This is a genomic window from Terribacillus saccharophilus, from assembly GCF_046592595.1.
GTDB lineage: Bacteria > Bacillota > Bacilli > Bacillales > Amphibacillaceae > Terribacillus > Terribacillus saccharophilus_C.
Genome location: NZ_JAWVPF010000001.1, coordinates 33,920 through 52,872, shown reverse-complemented (window position 1 = coordinate 52,872; position 18,953 = coordinate 33,920). Strand labels below are relative to the sequence as shown.

19 protein-coding genes are annotated in these 18,953 nt (G+C 45.3%); 12 read left to right on the top strand and 7 right to left on the bottom strand.

The genetic code is table 11. The features are described 5' to 3' along the window. Positions 1-5: 5 nt before the first annotated feature. Both SFC25_RS00235 and SFC25_RS00230 read right to left on the bottom strand, forming a co-directional pair. A complete protein-coding gene (locus SFC25_RS00235; RefSeq protein WP_411213282.1) occupies positions 6-1,238 on the bottom strand; it encodes a glycosyltransferase family 4 protein in 1,233 nt (410 codons plus the stop codon). Between the two features lie 122 nt (positions 1,239-1,360). Beyond that, positions 1,361-2,107 carry a glycosyltransferase gene (locus SFC25_RS00230; protein WP_411213281.1) on the bottom strand — a complete coding sequence of 249 codons (747 nt, stop codon included), beginning with the start codon at positions 2,105-2,107 and terminating at the stop codon, positions 1,361-1,363. A 93-nt stretch (positions 2,108-2,200) separates the two neighbouring features. On the opposite strand from SFC25_RS00230, the gene SFC25_RS00225 reads away from it, so the two are divergent. Then, entirely contained in the window at positions 2,201-3,289 is a 1,089-nt protein-coding gene (locus tag SFC25_RS00225) for a glycosyltransferase family 4 protein (protein ID WP_411213279.1), read from the top strand. Here SFC25_RS00225 and SFC25_RS00220 read toward each other — a convergent pair. The 3 genes from SFC25_RS00220 to wecB are packed head-to-tail and all read right to left on the bottom strand — an operon-like array spanning position 3,268 to position 6,174. Then, positions 3,268-4,104: a dTDP-4-dehydrorhamnose reductase family protein gene (locus SFC25_RS00220; protein ID WP_411213278.1), complete on the bottom strand. Its 837-nt coding sequence runs from the start codon at positions 4,102-4,104 to the stop codon at positions 3,268-3,270. The genes SFC25_RS00225 and SFC25_RS00220 overlap by 22 nt on opposite strands. Beyond that, a complete protein-coding gene (locus tag SFC25_RS00215; protein WP_411213277.1) occupies positions 4,104-5,090 on the bottom strand; it encodes a polysaccharide biosynthesis protein in 987 nt (328 codons plus the stop codon). Before SFC25_RS00215 ends, SFC25_RS00220 begins: the two co-directional genes overlap by 1 nt. Next, positions 5,083-6,174, bottom strand: a complete 1,092-nt coding sequence (gene wecB / locus SFC25_RS00210; protein ID WP_411213276.1) for a non-hydrolyzing UDP-N-acetylglucosamine 2-epimerase — start codon at positions 6,172-6,174, stop codon at positions 5,083-5,085. Before wecB ends, SFC25_RS00215 begins: the two co-directional genes overlap by 8 nt. Before the next feature lie 154 nt (positions 6,175-6,328). On the opposite strand from wecB, the gene SFC25_RS00205 reads away from it, so the two are divergent. The 6 genes from SFC25_RS00205 (at position 6,329) to SFC25_RS00180 (ending at position 10,937) form a co-directional block, all read left to right on the top strand. Continuing rightward, positions 6,329-6,649 carry a hypothetical protein gene (locus tag SFC25_RS00205; RefSeq protein WP_411213275.1) on the top strand — a complete coding sequence of 107 codons (321 nt, stop codon included), beginning with the start codon at positions 6,329-6,331 and terminating at the stop codon, positions 6,647-6,649. 103 nt (positions 6,650-6,752) lie between these two features. Then, positions 6,753-7,967 (top strand): glycosyltransferase family 4 protein, encoded by a 1,215-nt coding sequence (locus SFC25_RS00200; protein WP_411213274.1) that lies wholly within the window; start codon positions 6,753-6,755, stop codon positions 7,965-7,967. A gap of 13 nt (positions 7,968-7,980) precedes the next feature. Further along, a complete protein-coding gene (locus SFC25_RS00195) occupies positions 7,981-8,889 on the top strand; it encodes an NAD-dependent epimerase/dehydratase family protein (protein WP_411213273.1) in 909 nt (302 codons plus the stop codon). Between the two features lie 88 nt (positions 8,890-8,977). Continuing rightward, positions 8,978-9,601, top strand: a complete 624-nt coding sequence (locus SFC25_RS00190; RefSeq protein ID WP_411213272.1) for a DUF1796 family putative cysteine peptidase — start codon at positions 8,978-8,980, stop codon at positions 9,599-9,601. A gap of 12 nt (positions 9,602-9,613) precedes the next feature. Next, positions 9,614-10,507, top strand: a complete 894-nt coding sequence (locus SFC25_RS00185) for an NAD-dependent epimerase/dehydratase family protein (RefSeq protein ID WP_411213270.1) — start codon at positions 9,614-9,616, stop codon at positions 10,505-10,507. A 91-nt stretch (positions 10,508-10,598) separates the two neighbouring features. Continuing rightward, complete coding sequence (locus SFC25_RS00180) at positions 10,599-10,937, top strand: hypothetical protein (RefSeq protein WP_411213269.1); 339 nt, start codon at positions 10,599-10,601, stop codon at positions 10,935-10,937. A 30-nt stretch (positions 10,938-10,967) separates the two neighbouring features. Here SFC25_RS00180 and hisA read toward each other — a convergent pair whose 3' ends face one another. Both hisA and SFC25_RS00170 read right to left on the bottom strand, forming a co-directional pair. Then, positions 10,968-11,723, bottom strand: coding sequence for a phosphoribosylformimino-5-aminoimidazole carboxamide ribotide isomerase (gene hisA, locus SFC25_RS00175; RefSeq protein WP_411213268.1), 756 nt, complete (start codon positions 11,721-11,723; stop codon positions 10,968-10,970). 75 nt (positions 11,724-11,798) lie between these two features. Beyond that, a complete protein-coding gene (locus SFC25_RS00170) occupies positions 11,799-13,316 on the bottom strand; it encodes a glycosyltransferase family 2 protein (protein WP_411213266.1) in 1,518 nt (505 codons plus the stop codon). Positions 13,317-13,574: 258 nt separating this feature from the next. Between SFC25_RS00170 and msrA the strand changes: the two genes are divergently transcribed. The 5 genes from msrA to SFC25_RS00145 all read left to right on the top strand — a co-directional run bounded on the left by msrA (position 13,575) and on the right by SFC25_RS00145 (position 18,924). Next, positions 13,575-14,243 (top strand): peptide-methionine (S)-S-oxide reductase MsrA, encoded by a 669-nt coding sequence (gene msrA, locus SFC25_RS00165; RefSeq protein WP_411213265.1) that lies wholly within the window; start codon positions 13,575-13,577, stop codon positions 14,241-14,243. Beyond that, positions 14,237-14,968 carry a GNAT family N-acetyltransferase gene (locus SFC25_RS00160; RefSeq protein ID WP_411213263.1) on the top strand — a complete coding sequence of 244 codons (732 nt, stop codon included), beginning with the start codon at positions 14,237-14,239 and terminating at the stop codon, positions 14,966-14,968. Before msrA ends, SFC25_RS00160 begins: the two co-directional genes overlap by 7 nt. A gap of 73 nt (positions 14,969-15,041) precedes the next feature. Continuing rightward, complete coding sequence (gene yidA, locus SFC25_RS00155) at positions 15,042-15,863, top strand: sugar-phosphatase (RefSeq protein ID WP_411213262.1); 822 nt, start codon at positions 15,042-15,044, stop codon at positions 15,861-15,863. Continuing rightward, entirely contained in the window at positions 15,860-16,738 is an 879-nt protein-coding gene (locus tag SFC25_RS00150; RefSeq protein ID WP_411213261.1) for an aldose 1-epimerase family protein, read from the top strand. The genes yidA and SFC25_RS00150 overlap by 4 nt, the downstream gene beginning before the upstream one ends. Before the next feature lie 104 nt (positions 16,739-16,842). Then, positions 16,843-18,924 carry a Na+/H+ antiporter gene (locus SFC25_RS00145; RefSeq protein ID WP_411213259.1) on the top strand — a complete coding sequence of 694 codons (2,082 nt, stop codon included), beginning with the start codon at positions 16,843-16,845 and terminating at the stop codon, positions 18,922-18,924. Positions 18,925-18,953: the final 29 nt, after the last annotated feature.

Below are 18,953 nucleotides of genomic sequence, written 5' to 3'. Positions count from 1 at the left end.
TTCTATCAGTCTGGCAAAGAAAGGGCTTTTTTATAGAGTTTTTCTGTGTTTTCCCCCATGTTGACTAATGACCATTGATTTCTTGCCCATTCCTTGGCTTGCGCTGCCAATTGCAGCCGCAGGGCAGGATCAGCCAGCAAGCGAGCGAGCTGACTAGCCAGACTGGATGAATTACCAGCTTCTGAAAGTAGTCCAGTAACACCTTCTTCAACCATTTCTGGCAGACCTCCCGCATTACTTACCACTACTGGTATACCGCTCAGCTGTGCTTCCATGACAGAATGGGGCTGGGTATCCTGCAGGCTTGGCAGGACGAAGATATCAGCTGTCTCCAGGTAGTCCTTCACATTCGCCACAGAACCTAGTAAGCGGATGTCTGATAATAGATCCGCATCCTCCATCTGGTCGGTGAAGCGCTTGATCGCTTCTTCGAAACCATCACCGAGAATCCAGCATTCCCATTCCGTGTTGATTGCTTTCAGCTGACGAAGCGCATCAATAAGGACATGCACGCCTTTTAACTGTACGAGCCGGCCGACGAATAGTATGACAGGTTTCGTTGCTGCTGGTATTCGATTAAGCTGATGCGGGCGGCTGTTGAATGCTGCAATATCCATCCCATATGGAAACTGGACAAATCGAGCTTCCGGAATCCGGTGCTGCTGGATCAGATTCTGCTTCGTAATATCTGCTTGCGTATGGATGAACTCACTAACATGACAGCCAATATGTTCGAGATGTTCATGGTATTGATATTCCAAGCTGCTGTATAGTTCTTCATCAGATTTTCCTGGATAAATTCCTTGAAGTGCCAGGAAAATTTCCTTCGTCAAATAACCATGGACACTGGTGACGAGGGGAATGTGATCTGGCTTGATCCTTTTCATAGCATTAGCGGCAATCACATCCTGTGCGTGGATGACATCATACTTGGAAACATCAAGAGAAAGAGCTGTTAACTCCAGGCTGTAGCGCAAGACCTCCGTTGTATGAATCCAGGAGCCAGCTTCGAGATTCGGAAAGGCAGCGGCAAGCTCGGATTCGATATGAGGGCGGATATCGGCAACCTGGAATGGCGCTTCCTGACCAATGATCCTGTATTCCGATAGACTTTCTGTCTGTGCAAGGACATCGACGTCATGTCCGATTCGTCTTAGTTCATTTGATAGGTTATTCACGACTGTCCAAAGGCCGCCGACATGGGGAAGCGGATAATAGGAAACGAGCAGTATTCTCATAGCAATCTGCCACCTTTACGTTGTTTTGCGGTGATTTTCCATCAGCGGGAAGAAACGGGCATCCGGAAGGGTATAACCCGCTGGAGCCCGTTTGATCAGCAAATCAAATTGTTGTTTATCCATCATGATGACTCCTTTGTATCGAACGATGCGTATTTCTCCAGGTACTCATCCAAAATTGGGCGGTAATAGTCTTCAATTGTCTTGATTTCATGCTGTATTTGAGGCTGGAATCTGGATGTTCCAGACTCTGCGTGTGAGCGGAAATGAATCAGCACTTGATCTATATAATGCATATAGAAGCCAGTAAGGAGCATGCGGAACCACATATCATAGTCATGGGTATACAAAAAGCCAGGATTGAAAAGGCCGGTCGTGTTGAAAACATCTTTTCGAGCAACGATTGTACATCCGTTAACTGGGTTTTCCGTGCGGAACGATTCATAGACTTCTTTTTCGTTATTGGCTGGAGAAAACCGTTTGCCGCACCAAGGATAAAAAACTTGATTATCTTTATCTATTAAATGGTAGTTCGCAAAACTTACTAGTGCATTGTTGGGAATCATATAGTCCATCTGTACTTGTATCTTCTCTGGCAGGAAAATATCATCGGAGCTGAGCCATGCGATATATTCCCCAGTGCTTTTTTCAATGCCTAGATTCAGGGCGGTAGCTGTACCGCCGTTTTCCTTCCGGATATACGTAATATGTTTCCTATACGGTTCAAGCTTATCGATTTCAGTTGTAGATCCATCATCAACAACAAGTACCTCAATGTTTGGATATGTTTGATCCAAGGCGCTTTGGATAGCGTGAGGGACATATTTATCATTATAAAAGGGGATGATGATCGTTACTTTAGGCAGCACGTCTGCTTCCTCCTCTAATCGTCATAAAATCACTGCTCCAGCATAAGCATGGTAAGGATGAACTTTGGGCACGCCTAATGAAGGAGGCAGGAAATGAAGGTGTTATTTGTGTTTTACGTACCGAGCGGCGGTGTCGAAACACTCAATAGACAGCGGCGGGCAGCCCTGGAGCTTGAGGGTATCTCTTCGCATTTTCTGTATTATGGAAAACGCCGGGATTTGGTGAATGATCATGGTGCGCCATTATATATTACGCATGAGGACGCGGAACTCAAGCAAATTTTTGATACAAATGAATATGACGCAGCAATCGTAACATCCGATTTCCTCAGCTTCCCGCGTTTTCGCAGACTTGGCTTCAAGGGAAAACTGATTCTGGAAGTACAAGGGTTCGGACCGAAGGAAATAGCTTATTCCCAATTGAAGATGGCTGTACCAATTGTGAATAACTATGCCAATGCTTTGCTGCACCCGATGACAGATCATATAGCAGCTATCTTCAAGGAGTTTTATCCAAATACACCGACATTTGCATTTGATAATTGCTTTGATGCAAGTGCGTTTACCTACTTACCGGGAACTGCAGCAAAGAAGCCGATCATTGCTTGGATTGGCAGAATTGAAGACAATAAGAATTGGCGTGAATTTTTGGAAATCGGTCATAAGCTGCTTACAGAACTGCGGCCGGATTTGCAGCTTTATATGTTCCATGATCCTTCTTTAGCGGAACCTAGTGAGAATATTGCTTTTGAACAAATGCTGGACAGCTTGCAGCTGAGGAGTCATGTCTCCATCCTGCCAGATGTCCCGCATCAAGATATGTCGTATTATTTTTCCTTAATTGCTGATTCCGGCGGCTTCCTATTGGCTACTTCCAAAGTCGAAGGAGCTGGATATGCTGTGCTGGAAGCAATCAGCTGCGGCTGTCCAGTCATTACGACTGATTCAGATGGTGTCAGACGAGCAGTCATTCATAATGAAACTGGCAAGTACTATCAAATCGGTGATATGGATTCCGCACTTCGGGAAGCAAAGGAAATGATGGAAAACACCGAGCTGCGTAATCGTATAAGGGAAAACGCCATCCGCCATGTAAAGGAGCGTTTCCATTATTCTGCGTACGCAGCATCATTCAAGCAGATGCTGCTTGCATTAGGTGTTCAGGACGAGAGCAAAGAGTAAAATGTCTTTTGTTCTTCAAGCATCTCGCGGAAAGATGGTACAGCATATGCTGGCGACATCCTTGTGTTCACAATTGTCCGATCCAATACAGGGCCGGCGTCCGGGGTGATCTGGACGTCGTCTTTTTCGTATACACTTTTAAACAGCAGCAGCAAATCAAGCTTGCTGATCGTATCTGACGGACATAAATGATAAAGGCCGCTCGTCTGTTGCTGGATGAAGAAATCCGTAGCTTTAGCCAGCTCAAGTGTAGTTACGCCATTCCAGAAAACACGTTCATAGCCTTTTATTTCGCCACTTTGATTCATGAACCAATGAAAGAGGCCGATACCATCGTCTTTCAATTCCGGTCCGATGATGGAAGTGCGGATGGTAAGGTGAGGAGCTGTTGTAATCTCGCCGAGCTGCTTGGATTGGGCGTACACAGAAGTTCCATCCCGGAAATCAGATTCTGTGTACAGACCTTTATCCCCGGAAAAAACACAATCTGTACTTATTTGAATCAAACGTCCTTGCTGCCGTTCCATGAAAGCGGCCAGCTGGTGAGGCAGCAAACTGTTGACGCGGAAAGCGAGCAGGGGATCCTGTTCAGCTGCTGCGTTCAATATACCAGTGCAATTAATGACAATGTCAGGGTTCTCGGAGGCTATCAGTTTTTCTAAGGCAGGTGTATCCGTGACATCAAGATAAATGCTGTTCTTATCCGTTTTGTCGCGGGATGTGAAGCGGACATCATAATCCAGCTGTCTGCGCAGGTATTCATACATCACATGTCCTGCCATGCCTTTACCGCCGAGGATAAGTATCTTTGTCATTAGATAAAACCACCTTTGGATAGCATGGTCTTGATTTCTTCCTGGGAGAGCAGATTCTGACTGGAGTTGTAGTTGGTGATTTCCACCTTCTTATAGCCTTTGTAACGTTTTTTTATCATTTCGGTTTTGATATCCGGAAGTATGACAAAGTAGCGCTCATCATAAAGAATGGCAGAATGACTTTCATTTACAGTCAAGAGCAGCTCATGAATTTTTTCACCAGGTCGAATACCTAAGATTTCGAATTCGACATCGGTGCTTCCGGAGGATTCCATCAGAACTTTTGCCAAGTCGGTGATCTTGATTGCCGGCATCTTCATAATGAATATTTCCCCGCCGACAGCTTCGGAAGTAGCTTTGAAAACGAGCTTGATAGCATCTTCTACGGTCAGGAAGAAGCGGGTCATATTAGGGTCTGTAATACCGATCTTACCTTTTTGTTTTATAGCCTTTTTGAAAACGTGTATGACACTTCCGTTGGTGCCGAGGACGTTTCCGCCGCGGATGCAGACGAATGTAGTATTGGCATGCAGCGTATTGGCATGGGTGATCAGCCGTTCTCCCATTGCTTTGGACAACCCGTAGAAATTTGCTGGATCTGAAGCTTTATCTGTGGAGATATAGATGACCTTATCCACATTATGGTGTATCGCAGCCTCGATGACGTTCTGCGTTCCGATAACATTCGTCTTTAGTGCCTCCAGTGGTTGATCTTCGCAAACCGGCACATGTTTCAGTGCAGCCAGGTGGAATACATAATCTGCTCCGTCTGTAGCCTCGATTAACGCCTCGCGATCCCGTATGTCACCTATTTTGAAGTGAAGTTTCGGATTATTATTGAATTCTTGCTTCATTGTGAATTGATGGGATTCATTACGGGAAAATATCCTTATTTCCTTGGGATCATGCAGCAGCAGCTGTTTTACCAGCTCATAGCCCCAAGAGCCCGTGCCTCCTGTAATGAAAATTGTTTTATCCTTATACAATCTCCAAACCTCCTAAAAGAATTTTAATCACTTTATCCGAGACATGAGAATCTGCATATCCTGCAGGGAATTCCCAGTCTTTTGAACTGGCAGCCATGATCATGGCGGAACGCACGATAGCTGCTGCGTCGATGCCAGATACCATATTGCTGCCGCATGCAACCGTTTCAGGACGTTCTGTGGTTTTTCGTACAGTGACAGTCGGAACACGGAAAAGGCAGCATTCTTCCTGTACCGTGCCGCTATCTGTAAGAGCCAAAAAAGCGTGTTTTTCCAAAGTGACGAAGTCGAAAAATCCGAAAGGTTCATAGAATTCAACGAGTGGACTAAGCGTCAATTCATCCGTTTTTGAAATCTTGGATTTTGTCCGTGGATGAATACTGCAAATCATTCTTTTTTGCAGATTTTCAGCTGTTTCGCTTAGACCGAGCAGAATTTCCCGCAGCCGATCTGGGTGGTCGACGTTTTCCGCCCGGTGGATAGTTGTCAGCAGATAATCCTTTTTCTCAAGCTTAAGTTCTTTCAATATCCCGCTCTTACGAATGTCAGGTTCATAATGCTGCAAGACTTCATAAATGGGATTGCCGGATACAATCACGCGTTTTGCCGGCAGACCTTCCCGCAGCAAATTTTCCCTGCTTCCAGGTGTATAGGGCAGATTGAGACTGGAGATGGCATCGATAACCCGTCGGTTTTTCTCTTCAGGCACTTCTAAGTCAAAACAGCGATTGCCGGCCTCCATATGAACCACTGGTATGTGCATCCGCTCAGCGAGCAAAGCGCTAAGCGCACTGTTTGTATCCCCGAGAACAAGTACTTTGTCGGGTTTCTCATCAAGCAGGATCGCTTCCATTTCCTTATACATAGTTGCGAGCTGCTCCCCCAGTGTCTGCTGGCTTTGTGATAGTACATAATCTGGTTTTCGGATTTGCATTTCAGCGAAGAATACATCACTCAAAGTGGAGGTGTAGTTCTGGCCTGTGTGTACGAGAATATGTCGATCTGCGAGCAAATCCAGTTTTTTGATAATGAGGGACAGTCGGATTATTTCTGGTCGTGTTCCTAAAACAGTTAAAACCTTCACAAGTAACCTCCTTTAAAACCGCCGTTATCCAAGCGTATTTTCGTTGATTAGTATATGGATGTATAGAAGGAAAAGATTGGATTGATGCACAGGTTTAACAAAAGAATGGCAAGAAGCGAGGGGACTCATATACTGGCCTGGAAGAGGTGATGAAATGGTAAACCGATATCCAGCAAGAGGAGGTACTAATTGGGGAGGATCTTTCCTGCAGCACAAAGGTCCCGCCACTGCTCATCCAGCACCGAATGTTATCGAGGAAAAGCAGCAGCCGGCTCAAGCAGCGAATGAAAAAGGGGCGGCTGCGGCAATGCCACCTAAACTGATTCCGGCCACGCCAGTTCCATTTGAACCATACAGCAAAGTATATAATTTTCCTATCACGGCCAATGAAAATGGCACGAAGACAATATGGATCAATAATCACAGGGTCACAATTCCTGATTTGAATATCTTGGCTGCTGTACCGAAAAAATAGAAGCTTCCCATCCATATGGGAAGCTTTTTTGCCAAGCACATGCTTTTCTGTGTTCCATATACTGATAGGGCTGTGTAGTGGGCGTTTGATATACAGGAGGTAAATGATGAAGATACTATTGGCTACTTATTGGTCCATTCCGCATCTAGGCGGTGTGTGGAATTATATGTCGCAATTGAAGACCCGATTAGAAGAGTTGGGTCATACCGCTGACATTCTCGGGTATGGCGGGGAGAATACCTATGTCCATCTAGTCGGTAGAGATAAAGTGATTCCCAGAGAGCGCTGGATTCCTTATGTGAGCAGTATCCTCCAGCGAAGTAAGTATCCGGAAGTGTATCAAAATAATTATATAGAATACATGGAAACGCAGCGGTACACATATGAACTTGCGGCAGCTGAATTCGGTCTGCACGATTATGACATCATTCATACCCAGGATGTTCTTTCGACAATAGCCTTGAATCAAGTCAAGCCTGAAGGGGTTCCGCTTGTCGCAACTTTACATGGACTGGTTTCACATGAGATGCGCCATATTCTGCAGAGTTCCCAAAAGTCACCTACTTCCCATCTGGCAGAGGCATATTTCGATCATATTGAGAAACTTGGGGCACAGAGTGCAAGCGTCACTATTGTTGCCAATGACTGGCTGCGCAGCATCCTGGTTGAGGAATTCGGTGTTCAAAATGAGCAATTTGAAAAGCTGCACTATGGTTTTTCTATCGGAAGATTTCTGGAGCAGCAGGCATTGCCGACAACTATGCAGGTTCCACCTGGGAAAAAGCTGATTATCTACACGGGACGCTTGATTGAGTTGAAAGGTGTAGGCTACCTTATCGATGCTCTGGCTTCATTGAAGGACCGCCAGGATTGGGCTTGCTGGATTATCGGTAAAGGAAGGGATCAGCAGCAGCTGCAGAATCGTGTGGTGAACGCAGGATTGCAAGCACATGTCAGTTTCCTTGGGAAGCGGGAAGATGTACCAAGCATATTGAAGCTTGCAGATATAGCTGTAAGCCCAAGTTTGATAGATAACCAGCCTTTGAGTGTGATTGAAGCTCAGCTTAGCGGAAAAGCGGTCATCGTCAGTGATGCTGGAGGTCTGCCGGAAATGGTAAACCACGGTGTAACCGGTTTAGTGATCCCAAAAGCTGATACTGGCGCACTGCGCAGTGCGATTCAAACACTGCTTGAGGATGAATCTTATTGCAAGGTGCTCGGGGAACATGCGAAAGAATGGGGCATGTCACATTGGTCCATGGAATCAGGTGTGGATCATCTTCTGGAAATATATAAGCGATTTGTTCCGGGCAGCTGATAGGAGGGAGACAATGAAAGCAATCGTAACAGGCGGAGCGGGCTTCATTGGAAGTCATTTAGTTCATGCTTTGCTCGAGGAGCAAGTAGAGGTTGTGGTCTTGGATGATCTTTCGGCAAACGACTCCGGCAATGAGGCGTTTCCGCAACAGGTCAAACTGTATCAGTTTGATGTGAAAAGTGCAGATGCGTATCGCGTGATAATTAAGGAACAGCCGGATATTGTCTTTCATCTTGCTGCGCAGGCTGATGTGACAAAGAGTATTCTTGCGCCGGTTTTTGATGCGGATGTGAATATTGGCGGTACGATAAATATGCTGGAAGCAAGCAGAACAGCCGGTGTAAAGAAATTCATCTTTGCCTCGACCTCGGCAGTTTATGGAGATGTAAGCAAACTGCCTATCACAGAGGATGATCCACTTAAACCGATCTCATTCTATGGGACTTCCAAATTCACGGCAGAATATTATATTCAGCTTTTCCACGACATGTATCACCTGCCTTACACCATTTTCCGCTATGGAAATGTTTACGGTCCGGGACAGAGGCCAAAAGGGGAAGGCGGGGTAGTGGCTGTTTTTACCGAGAAGCTGAAACGAAAAGAACCAATCATGATTCATGGGGATGGTTCTCAGTCCCGCGATTTTATTTTCGTCAAAGACATTGTTTCAGCGAATCTTGCAGCAATGAAAGTTGATAAAATCGGAATCTTTCATGCTAGCACTGGTACCAGTACATCCATTCTTGATTTGGCAGCATGTTTCAAACAGTTGGATGCCTCACTAGCCATAAATTTTACATCCGGGAGAGCAGGCGATATTTCTCACAGCTGTCTATGCAATAAGAAAGCGGCCGCAGGATTTGGATGGAAACCAGCTACTGAAATTTTTGAAGGTATCAAACAGACGTGGCAGCTGTCGTGATTCTCCTCGCAATGTACGTGATGCCCTGCCAATAAGAGCAAAATGCGAATATATGGTAGGAGGGGAGATTGCGAAAGGAGAATGAAGCTTGGGAAACGACCAGATAAAAGGCGGTTATGATGCAGTATTCAGTCTTGGTGATTTATGTCTGGGTGCAATTCAGCTGAAAAAGAATGGTCTTCGTCCGTTTTCCGGTCCGCTCGATTGGATGGGTACTCCCCAATTGCCTAAAGTGAAAGAGCTGTTTGAAAAGCGATTTGCCGATTTTATGCTTCGGGAGAATTTGCGCATTATCGGGAAGGCAACAGAACAAATGCTGCTTGTGTTGGACGAAAGAAATATCATCTATTCCAATCATGATTTTGATACCATGCGTAACAGTTTGATGCAATTACCTATGTATCCGCAGGTAAAAGCGAAGCTTGACCGCAGGGCTAATCGGCTTCTGGAAAAACTGCTCACAGCTCAGCGCATATTATTTGTCAGGACGAATGCATCTCTGGAAGAAACAGCGGAGCTGGAGCGTGTATTACGATCCATCATCAGCAATGACTTTCGTATTTTAGTAGTGAATCATGGTCCTGTTTCAGGAATTGTCGAAAAGCATTGGCCCATTAATAATGTTTACAGTGTAGAGCTGCCAAATGATGAGATTTGGGAAGGAAATAACGCCCAATGGGCGCAGTTGTTTCATGGTGTCTATCTTATCTGATAGGAGGAACGTATGGATAAACGGATTTTGATTACTGGAGCGAGCGGCTTTACAGGAAAGCATGCAGTTCGGCACTTCCTGGATAAAGGCCACACTGTTCATGCTGTAATCCGGCATACAAAGCTGGATATGGTCGAAGAAAACTTGCATATTCATTCTCTTGATCTAAGTGATAAAGTTGCTGTGCATGCCTTGCTGGAAAATGCGAAACCGGATTATATCCTTCATCTTGCAGGGGAAAATAGTGTTCCGGAGTCATGGGAAACACCGCTTAAGAGCTGGAAGGCCAATGTGGATTCAACACTTCATCTAGTTGAAGCTGTACGGGCCCTTGGACTTTCAGCGCGTGTGGTGATTGCTGGAAGTGTGCTCCAGGATGAACTAAGCAAGACAGCATCTCCGACTCATCCTTACAGTCTTACAAAGACCATGCAGACAACGGTCGGTCTCGCGTGGCATAATCTGTTTCAAGTTGATGTGATGATTGCCAAACCTTCCAACATTATCGGACCTGGAGTTTCGAATGGTGTTTGTACATTATTCGCAAGACAGTTAAGACAGCTGCAAGCATCCGGGAAAACAGATTTCCAGATTGGGAATGCAGCGGTGACACGGGATTTTATCGACGTCAGGGATTTGGTGGCAGCCTATGAGACACTATTCCTCAAAGGAACAGCTGGGGAAACGTATGAAATTACTTCTGGGCGCTGGGTTTCCCTAGGTGAGGTTCTGTCACTTTTCCGGCAAGTAAGCAGCTTTGACTTTACCATCCAGTCTGAAACAGAAGAAGCAATGGAAATAAAGCTGCCGATGAAGGCGGAGAAAATCAGGTCACTCAAATGGGAGCCGAACCGCTCTTTGGAAACTTCTTTGTCGGATGTATGGGAATATACAGCCCAGCAATAGAATGTTCACAGATTCTTTACATGCAATTAGCCTCGTATGAGTTGTAAGTAAGTTGTGCATGCCATATAGTGAACCCATAGGAGGTGTTTATATGGGTATTTTTGATTCCTTCAAAGAACTTATCGGCAACAAGATAAGTGACATAGCACCAGAAGAGCTTGTGAATAAAGCAGGTGAACTGCTTAACGGTGAGCAAGTAACCGAGCAAGCACAGCAAGCTGTCGACCAAGTGACAGAATCAGCAGGCGTCGATCAATTAGCAGATCAGGCTGCTGAGCTGACAGAACAAGGGACAGTATTAGGTCAGGAAGCGGTTGATCAAGGTACAGAAGCTGCACAAGGATTGACGGACCAAGCGAATGATGTCGTTGGAAATTTGACTGAGAAAGCACAAGGTTTCCTCTCGAATTTTACAGATAAACTGAAATAAAGAAAGACCCTTCTGCTTTGCGGGAGGGTCTTAGTTATTTTCCTTGGCTACTACCGCTTCCAAAGGAATATCACCGCCGAATAAATCAAGGGCACTGCCGATGGTATAGCACATGCGATCATCTGTCAGCTGACGGAAAAGGTCAATATCGTCCAGGGAACGAATTCCTCCGGCATACGTTGCTGGAATAGGCATATGGGCAGCCAAGTGGGAGACTAGCTCTTCTTGAATGCCATTCCGTTTACCCTCCACATCCACTGCATGAATAAGGAATTCATCGCAAAATCCTGCCAGCATCTCTAAATTTTGCGCATTGACCTCGAAGCTGCTTCGCTTCGTCCATCGATCCGTTGCGACGAACCATTTTTCTTCATGGTACGTACAGCTTAAATCAATGACTAGTCGTTCTTTGCCGACAGCAGCATTCATTTGACGCAGCCGATCCTTATCAAGCATGCCGTCATGGAAAATATAAGATGTGACAATTACATGGCTGGCTCCAGCATCGAGATAGTCCGCTGCATTCTCTGGGCGAATGCCTCCGCCGATTTGCAGGCCGCCTGGATAAGCTTTTAATGCTTCCAATGCAGCCTCTTCATTCCCAGGACCAAGCATGATGACATGTCCACCGGCAATTTGTTTCCCTTTGAAAAGTTCAGCATAGTAGGCAGAATCATGCGCGGATACAAAATTTTCAATAACATGATCACTTTCATCTGTAATCGATGAGCCGACAATCTGTTTTACTTTTCCATTATGTAAATCAATGCAAGGACGGAACAACAAAGGAATCCCTTCTTTCTGTCTATTACTACAAGTATAAAACAAAAAAGCCGCCCGGGGAAAGGGCAGCCTGTCAATTCACGCGCGATGTCTGGTGCGTAATGTCCAGATTTGATAGAGCATAATGAAGGACATGAAAACAGTCAGTCCAGTCAGTCCGATCCAGCCCGCCATCAAGTATGGATTTGTTGCTTGCTGGACAGCTTCACTTGTCAGGTAATCACGGAAATAGTAGCAAGTAAAAACGGCAATACTAATGAACAACAGTGCTGCAAGGATTCCCTGCAGGAGCTTGCTTCTTGTTTTCCCTGCCTCTGCTTGATACTGATTGGCCCAGCCGTCTTTTTTATCATTGGATAATTTTTCAGCCCAGACTTGTGCGAATGTCATCAGATTGACCCATAAATATAACTCCGGACTTATCAGCAGGAAGGCAAGGATAACGTCTATGGGTCGGTGCATCGGGGTTTTCAATGCAAGTATAGTGTTGAGAACCGAGGCGAGTGCAATTGGTATGACCCATACCCACGACCATAGGAATTGATCAGTTGCAATAGCAGCACCCAAGAGAAGAACGAAGAATACACGCACAAGCAAATCCATCATGGTTTTCAGCTGCGAGCGCCATAAATGGCCGGTATGCCTTGTTTTCATCATCAGATCACGATCAGTCAGCAAATTCACAGTTCCAGAGCTCCATTTCACCCGCTGATTACGGAAGGTATGGTAAGAGCGCATGGCATCAACAAAGCAGCGGGCATTCGGACTGATCAGCGTTTTCCATCCGTTCTTCTGAAGCTGCCACGTCAGCAGCATATCTTCTACATCTGTATCATTCTGCCAAGGTCCATCCAGCTTGTTGCTTTGCATTACTTCATATAAAGCCTCAGGTCGGAAAAGCGTAGCCTGGCCACCAAGTACATACGTGCTTCCGCCGCGGTATTGCAGGCTGAGAAGCCAGCTTGCCATATCCTGTTTTTGCTGATGCGTCCACCATCTTGACATAGGGCCGCCATACTCGCCGCTAGCAAGCTTTTCCTCATAATAAGGATCATCCTTGGACAGCAGGCTCTTCTTTTTAGGCATACGCATCGTGTACTTTGCCATTACACCGCCGATATTCCGGGAACTCATCAATCCATCCCATAAATGCTGCAAGGCGCGGGGTGCCAACCTGCTGTCGGCATCCATCCCGAGAATGGCCTTGACAGAGCGTTGATAGGCAATTTCAAAATCGGTCCGTTCCATTTCGTAAATATCCATATTGTCACCGTAAATAGCTTTCCAAACGGCATTAAGCGCTCCGACTTTTCTCTGTTTGTTGTTTTCTGTTACGATTATTTGTAAAGATAATCCAAGTTCTTCACCAGTTTCCTTTGCTACTTCCTCTGTTCGGTCGGTGCAATTGTCTGCTACTACAAAAACGTCAAGCTCGACCCCGCTTGGCAGGACCTGCTCTTTCAAGCCCGTCAAGCAGTCTTGAATCGATTTTTCTTCATTGTGAGCGGGAATGAACGCAACAATCCGCGGACGCATATACGTACGCTTGATGCGTGGCAATGCACGTGTTTCCATGCTGCCAGGAATAGTCATCATCTTACTTTCTTCCTCCTTTTTTATAACGAGCAGTCTTATAGGAAGTTAACACGTGTTGTCAAATGCATTTGAAAATAAAGTTGCCCCTGCTTATAACCTGGTTCATAAGTCACATGATAGCATAGCAAAACCTTGTTGGAATCATGATTCGTTAGTCAAATAAAGGGAATATTCGCATATGAAGCGTCATCTTCTGCCGAATAATGTGGAATTTATTTACAGTTCCAATTCTCTATTATAGAAGGGATTGATAGGTAAATGGACATGAATATATATGCTATTGAGCAGCACATGATAGAAAATAAACGAATGGATACACTTGTGTTCGGAATGGGATGTTTCTGGAGTCCAGAAGCAAACTTCGGTCAGCTGCCGGGTGTCCTCAAAACCAGAGTCGGCTTTGCCGGCGGAACGAAAACGAACCCGACTTATCGGCAAATGGGAGATCATACCGAAACAGTCGAAGTTACCTTCGATCCGGATGAAATTTCATTGGAACAGCTGCTGCGCAAATTTTGGAAAGATCATAATCCGAACCGGCCAGCTTATAAAGAAAGGCAGTATATCAGTCTTTTGCTATATCGGAACGCTGAACAGAAAACGATAATGGAAGCTGTAAAACAGCAGCTGGAAGGTGAACGAGAAGATCCAATTTATACAGAAATAGCTCCCCTGCATAATTTCACTGAAGCAGAACCACATCATCAGAAGTACTACTTGAAACGGTTTAAAAGGGCGACGGAGCAGTTGATGGTGAACTTTCCGGATGAAGCGTCATTCCATACCAGCACAATTACATCGCGCTTGAATGGATTTGTCCGAGAATACGGCACATTGGCATCCATCAAGGAGGAAATAGCTTACTGGGATATTTCTCAAGATGAAGCTATCGGACTTCAAAAGCTGCTGGATGAATTGAAATGGTAGACGGTGCAGCTCAATTTGAATTCGCGCGTTTCACGAATCAAGTTGATATCGAGCAAATAGGGTCAGCTTCTGCAAAGGATTTGCAGAAGCTGCTCCAGCATGCGGAGAGTGTCATGGGTAAAAGCTCCTCTGTCCATGCTCGAGTAACTGTATGTACAGATGATGAAATTTATGACACCATTCATTCCCTTTTGTCCGATTATAGCTATGATCTCTTTGCCAGGAAGTATTTGTATCGCAAACAGCTTGCCGAGGAACAGCCGCTTCCCTCTAAATATCGATGGGAAGCTATAGGAATGGGCAAAACAGATGAAAAAAGATTTCTGGAAATATGGAAGTCCAGTATGGAGCAGTCCGCAAATCGTGCTTCTACACGTTTGATAGAAAATCAGCTGAATGACGTAAAAGACCTTCTGGGAGAGAAATGGCAAGACAGCTGTCGAATCATTTATCAAGAAAAATTACCAGTTGCCATGACAATTCCTCATCTGGAGCCAGGAAGAAATGGAGAAGGCCGTATTTATTACGTCGGCATCGTGCCGGCAGCTCGCGGCAGAGGATTAGGACAAGTGGTACATGCGGCCAGTTTAATGATGCTGAAAGAAATGGGTGCCATTATATATGAAGGCAGTACCCATGCAGAAAATCTGCCGATGCAGCGCGTATTTGATAAAAATGGCTGCCAAGTTATCAGGGAAATTGCAACTTACTATAAAGGTTTATAGCACCGAAGCGTGTCCACTTTCGATATACTGATAAAGAGATACATAGCAAACGAATAATAGAGGGGGATGAAGTATGTATAAACTTGTAGCAATAGATATGGATGGAACGTTATTGAATGATCAGCATGAAGTGACAATGGAAGTGCATGAGACCCTTCAGGAAGCAAAAAAGCTCGGGGTCAAAATTGTATTGTGTACAGGCAGACCAATTCATGGCGTGTACCGTTATTTAGAAGAATTAATCCTGAATGAGGATGGAGATTTTGTCATTGCCTTCAATGGAGCGCTTGTTCAGAATGCTCATACGAATGAAGTTGTATCGCAATTATCTTTATCTTACGATGACTTCATCGACTTGCATAAGCTTAGTTTGAAACTCGGTACACCGATGCATTACTTTGACTCTAAATCCTTATATACATCGAACCGAAATATCAGCAACTATACAGTCCTGGAGTCCTTTATGACGAAAATGCCGCTGCATTATCGGGCTGTCGATGAAATTTCGCGGGATGTGCTTGTTCCAAAGGTGATGTTCATTGATGAGCCAGAGCGATTGAGCGAGACAATAGCCAATGTGCCAGATGAATGGAAGGCTCGTTTTACGATGGTACAGAGTGCGCCGTATTTTTATGAAATACTCCATCCGGAAGCCAGCAAAGGCAGCGCGGTGAAACAGCTGGCCGAGCAGCTTGGAATCAAGCGGGAAGAGGTTATGGCAATTGGTGATAATGGAAATGATTTATCCATGATTCAGTACGCCGGCTGCGGCGTCGCTATGGAAAATGCTATACAAGCCATTAAAGAAGCAGCAGATTATATCACGACCTCTAATAATGCGCATGGTGTTGCAGAAGCGATTCGGAAGAAAATTTTGCGGGCGGGACAGTCATGATCATAATTGAAAATGAATCGCTTCGTGTTGAAATTGCGGAATTAGGAGCAGAAGTGAGGAGTGTGCTTCATCATGATACGCAGCTTTCTTATATGTGGAGCGGGGATACTGCCTATTGGGGCCGTGTTTCGCCTGTTTTGTTCCCGATTGTCGGTCGATTGAAGGACGGGCAGTATACAGCGGAAGGGAAGAAGTACGAACTCTCCCAGCACGGTTTCCTGCGAGATGCTGCCTTTGAAGTAACAGACGCAAAATCCGCTTCCGCTACATTTGTAAAAGAGTCAAACGGGGAATACCAGGATGTGTATCCTTATGAATTTCGCGTGGAAATTCGCTACCGTCTGGAGGCAGATCAGCTGCATGTAGAATGGAAAGTGAACAATCTGGAAACAGAAAAACAGATGTTTTTCTCCATTGGGGCTCATCCAGCTTTTCGCGTCCCGCTTAAATCAGGTGAGAATGCTGCCGATTATAAGCTTCATTTAAAACCTGCACAGCATAAGCAAGTCACAGCGTATGAGCTGGCTGATGGATTGATTCGGGAGAAAGAACAGCCTGCTGTACTGCCGGCTATGTCGATTCAGGCAGCGCTTTTCGAAGATGATGCCCTGATTTACGATCAAATCGACGAAGTACGTCTGCAATCAAGTCAAGGAAATGGCGTGTCTGTCACACTGCCAGGCTTTCCATACGTCGGGATTTGGTCCAAGTATGATGCGACGACAGGGACGATAGCTCCATTCGTATGTATCGAGCCGTGGTTCGGAATTGCGGATACAACGGATTCAATAGGAGTGTTATCACAAAAGTCAGGAATACAGAAGCTTGCTCCAAAAGCAGAGTTCAACAGTTCTTATCATATGACTTTCTTCTAAATGGAAGACCGCTCCCTTTCAGGCAGCGGTCTTTTCCAACGAGTGAAAAAGATGTAATAACGGAAACTAGCTTATATTATTTGAAAGTAGGTTTGGCACACAGCATGAGTTTCTTTACAGCATTGTTTGTATTATTATTAGCGGTTATCCTTTCGACTGCAGTCAGTAAAATACTGCCTCTGCCGCTAGCACTGATCCAGATTATCTTAGGTTTAGCTGCATCCATACTTCCTCTTCATATATCCCTGGAATTCGAGCCGGAATTGTTCATGATCTGTGTCATTGCTCCGCTCCTATTCAGTGAGGGTCAAAAAGCGTCCCGAAAAGAGTTGTGGCAGCTTCGGACACCGATTATACTCCTTGCTTTTGGACTTGTATTCCTTACAGTAGGACTAGGAGGATTTTTGATCCATTGGCTTATTCCATCCATGCCGCTGGCGGTTGCTTTCGCGTTGGCTGCAACGATATCACCGACAGATAATGTGGCGGTAAAATCGATTACACGTGGATTGAAGCTGCCATCAAATGTAATGCCGATACTGGAAGGAGAGTCGTTGCTGAACGATGCAGCCGGTATCGTATCTTTCAAAGTGGCGCTTGCTGCTGCATTGACTGGTGTGTTTTCGTTCGGGGGAGCATCCGTGGAATTTTTGTTCGTCTCTATCGGCGGCTTGGTAATTGGGGTAGTTGCAGGGTATGTGATTGTCACGATTCGGCTGCAGCTGCTGAAGCATGGCTTTCAAGATGATTCGATGCTTATCGTTCTGCAAGTAATGACGCCCTTCTTCCTTTATGTGCTTGCCGAAGAGGTGCATGTTTCCGGAATTCTAGCCGTTGTAGCTGCCAGTATCATTCATGGCATTGAACGCGACCGCCTGCAGCAGACAACAACCAAACTGCAAATCCTTTCCAATAACACGTGGACCATTGTGGAATATGTATTGAATGGCCTTGTATTCGTACTGTTAGGATTCTTGCTGCCTGAAGTATATCAGGGAATTCAAGAAACGAACGAAATTGGTATGGTGCGTTTGTTCGGAGTGATTATCATCGTCTTTATTGCTTTGTTCCTTATCCGCTTCCTATGGGTGTATAGCTTGTATGGACCTTTTACAACACCTCCAAAAAGCCGTATGGAACGCTTTGTATCCAAGAACTATCAAAACCACATAAAGACAGGGGATACGGAAACGGAAACTGTCGGACGCGGTTACTACGCACTCATTATGGCTACAAGCGGAATTCATGGAACAATTACATTGGCAACAGCTTTGTCCATCCCGTTTTATTTAGATGATGGCTCCCTGTTCCCCATGCGAAATACGGTTTTATTCGTCGCGACAGGAGTGATACTGCTCAGTCTGATCTTTGCTTCTGTAGCTTTGCCAATCATGATTCCAAAGCCGGAAAAAAGAGATGACGGGCTGCTTTCCTTTAAAGAGGTGTATCGACTTATTTTGAAGCAGACGATTAATCAGCTCCAAGCAGATGCAGTAAGGGAAACGCAGCTGGCTGTCAACTTGGTTGTACGCGATCTGGAGGAACAGCTTGTCGACCTTGAAAAAGGGATATTGCAGGATCCGAACAAACAGACGATTGAATCCTTGATCAAAGTCGGGAGGGAAGCAGAGCAGAAACGTATCGAAGAAATGGCATCAAAAGAAGGAATTTCTGAGGATGCGTATCAGTTATACCAAGTACTTATGACACAGCCGGAGCAATACCTCGTCAATACAACATTCAGCAGATTCAAGCGAGCTTTCCAGATTGCCCGAATCCGCCGTAGGTTCCGAAAGCGCTGGAAAGAAAATTGGGAGCTGCATGCAGAACAAATACTCAGCACAACGCCAGAGGTCGGCAATGAGCTGAAAAGACTGCGGGCAGCAGGGGCACAAGCAGCTATCGATGCGATACGTGAGCAGACGACTTCTGCCAACAGACATGAAGCTTTGATTGTGACACAGTTATACAATAAAAAGCTCATCGGACGTTATCGATCCTTTGAAAGTGATGAAGCATTTCAAGAGCAGCTTCATAAGTTCCGGATGCGCGCTATCCGGATGGAGCGGGATGCCATTCATGAATATGTGCAGGAAGAACGTATATCTGTTGCTACAGCAGCTAAACTAAGAGAAGCTGTCACGTATGATGAAATGGTTGTTTTAAGTGTAGATTCTTCCCATTAATCGACAGCCTTGTCTTTCAGTAGGCAAGG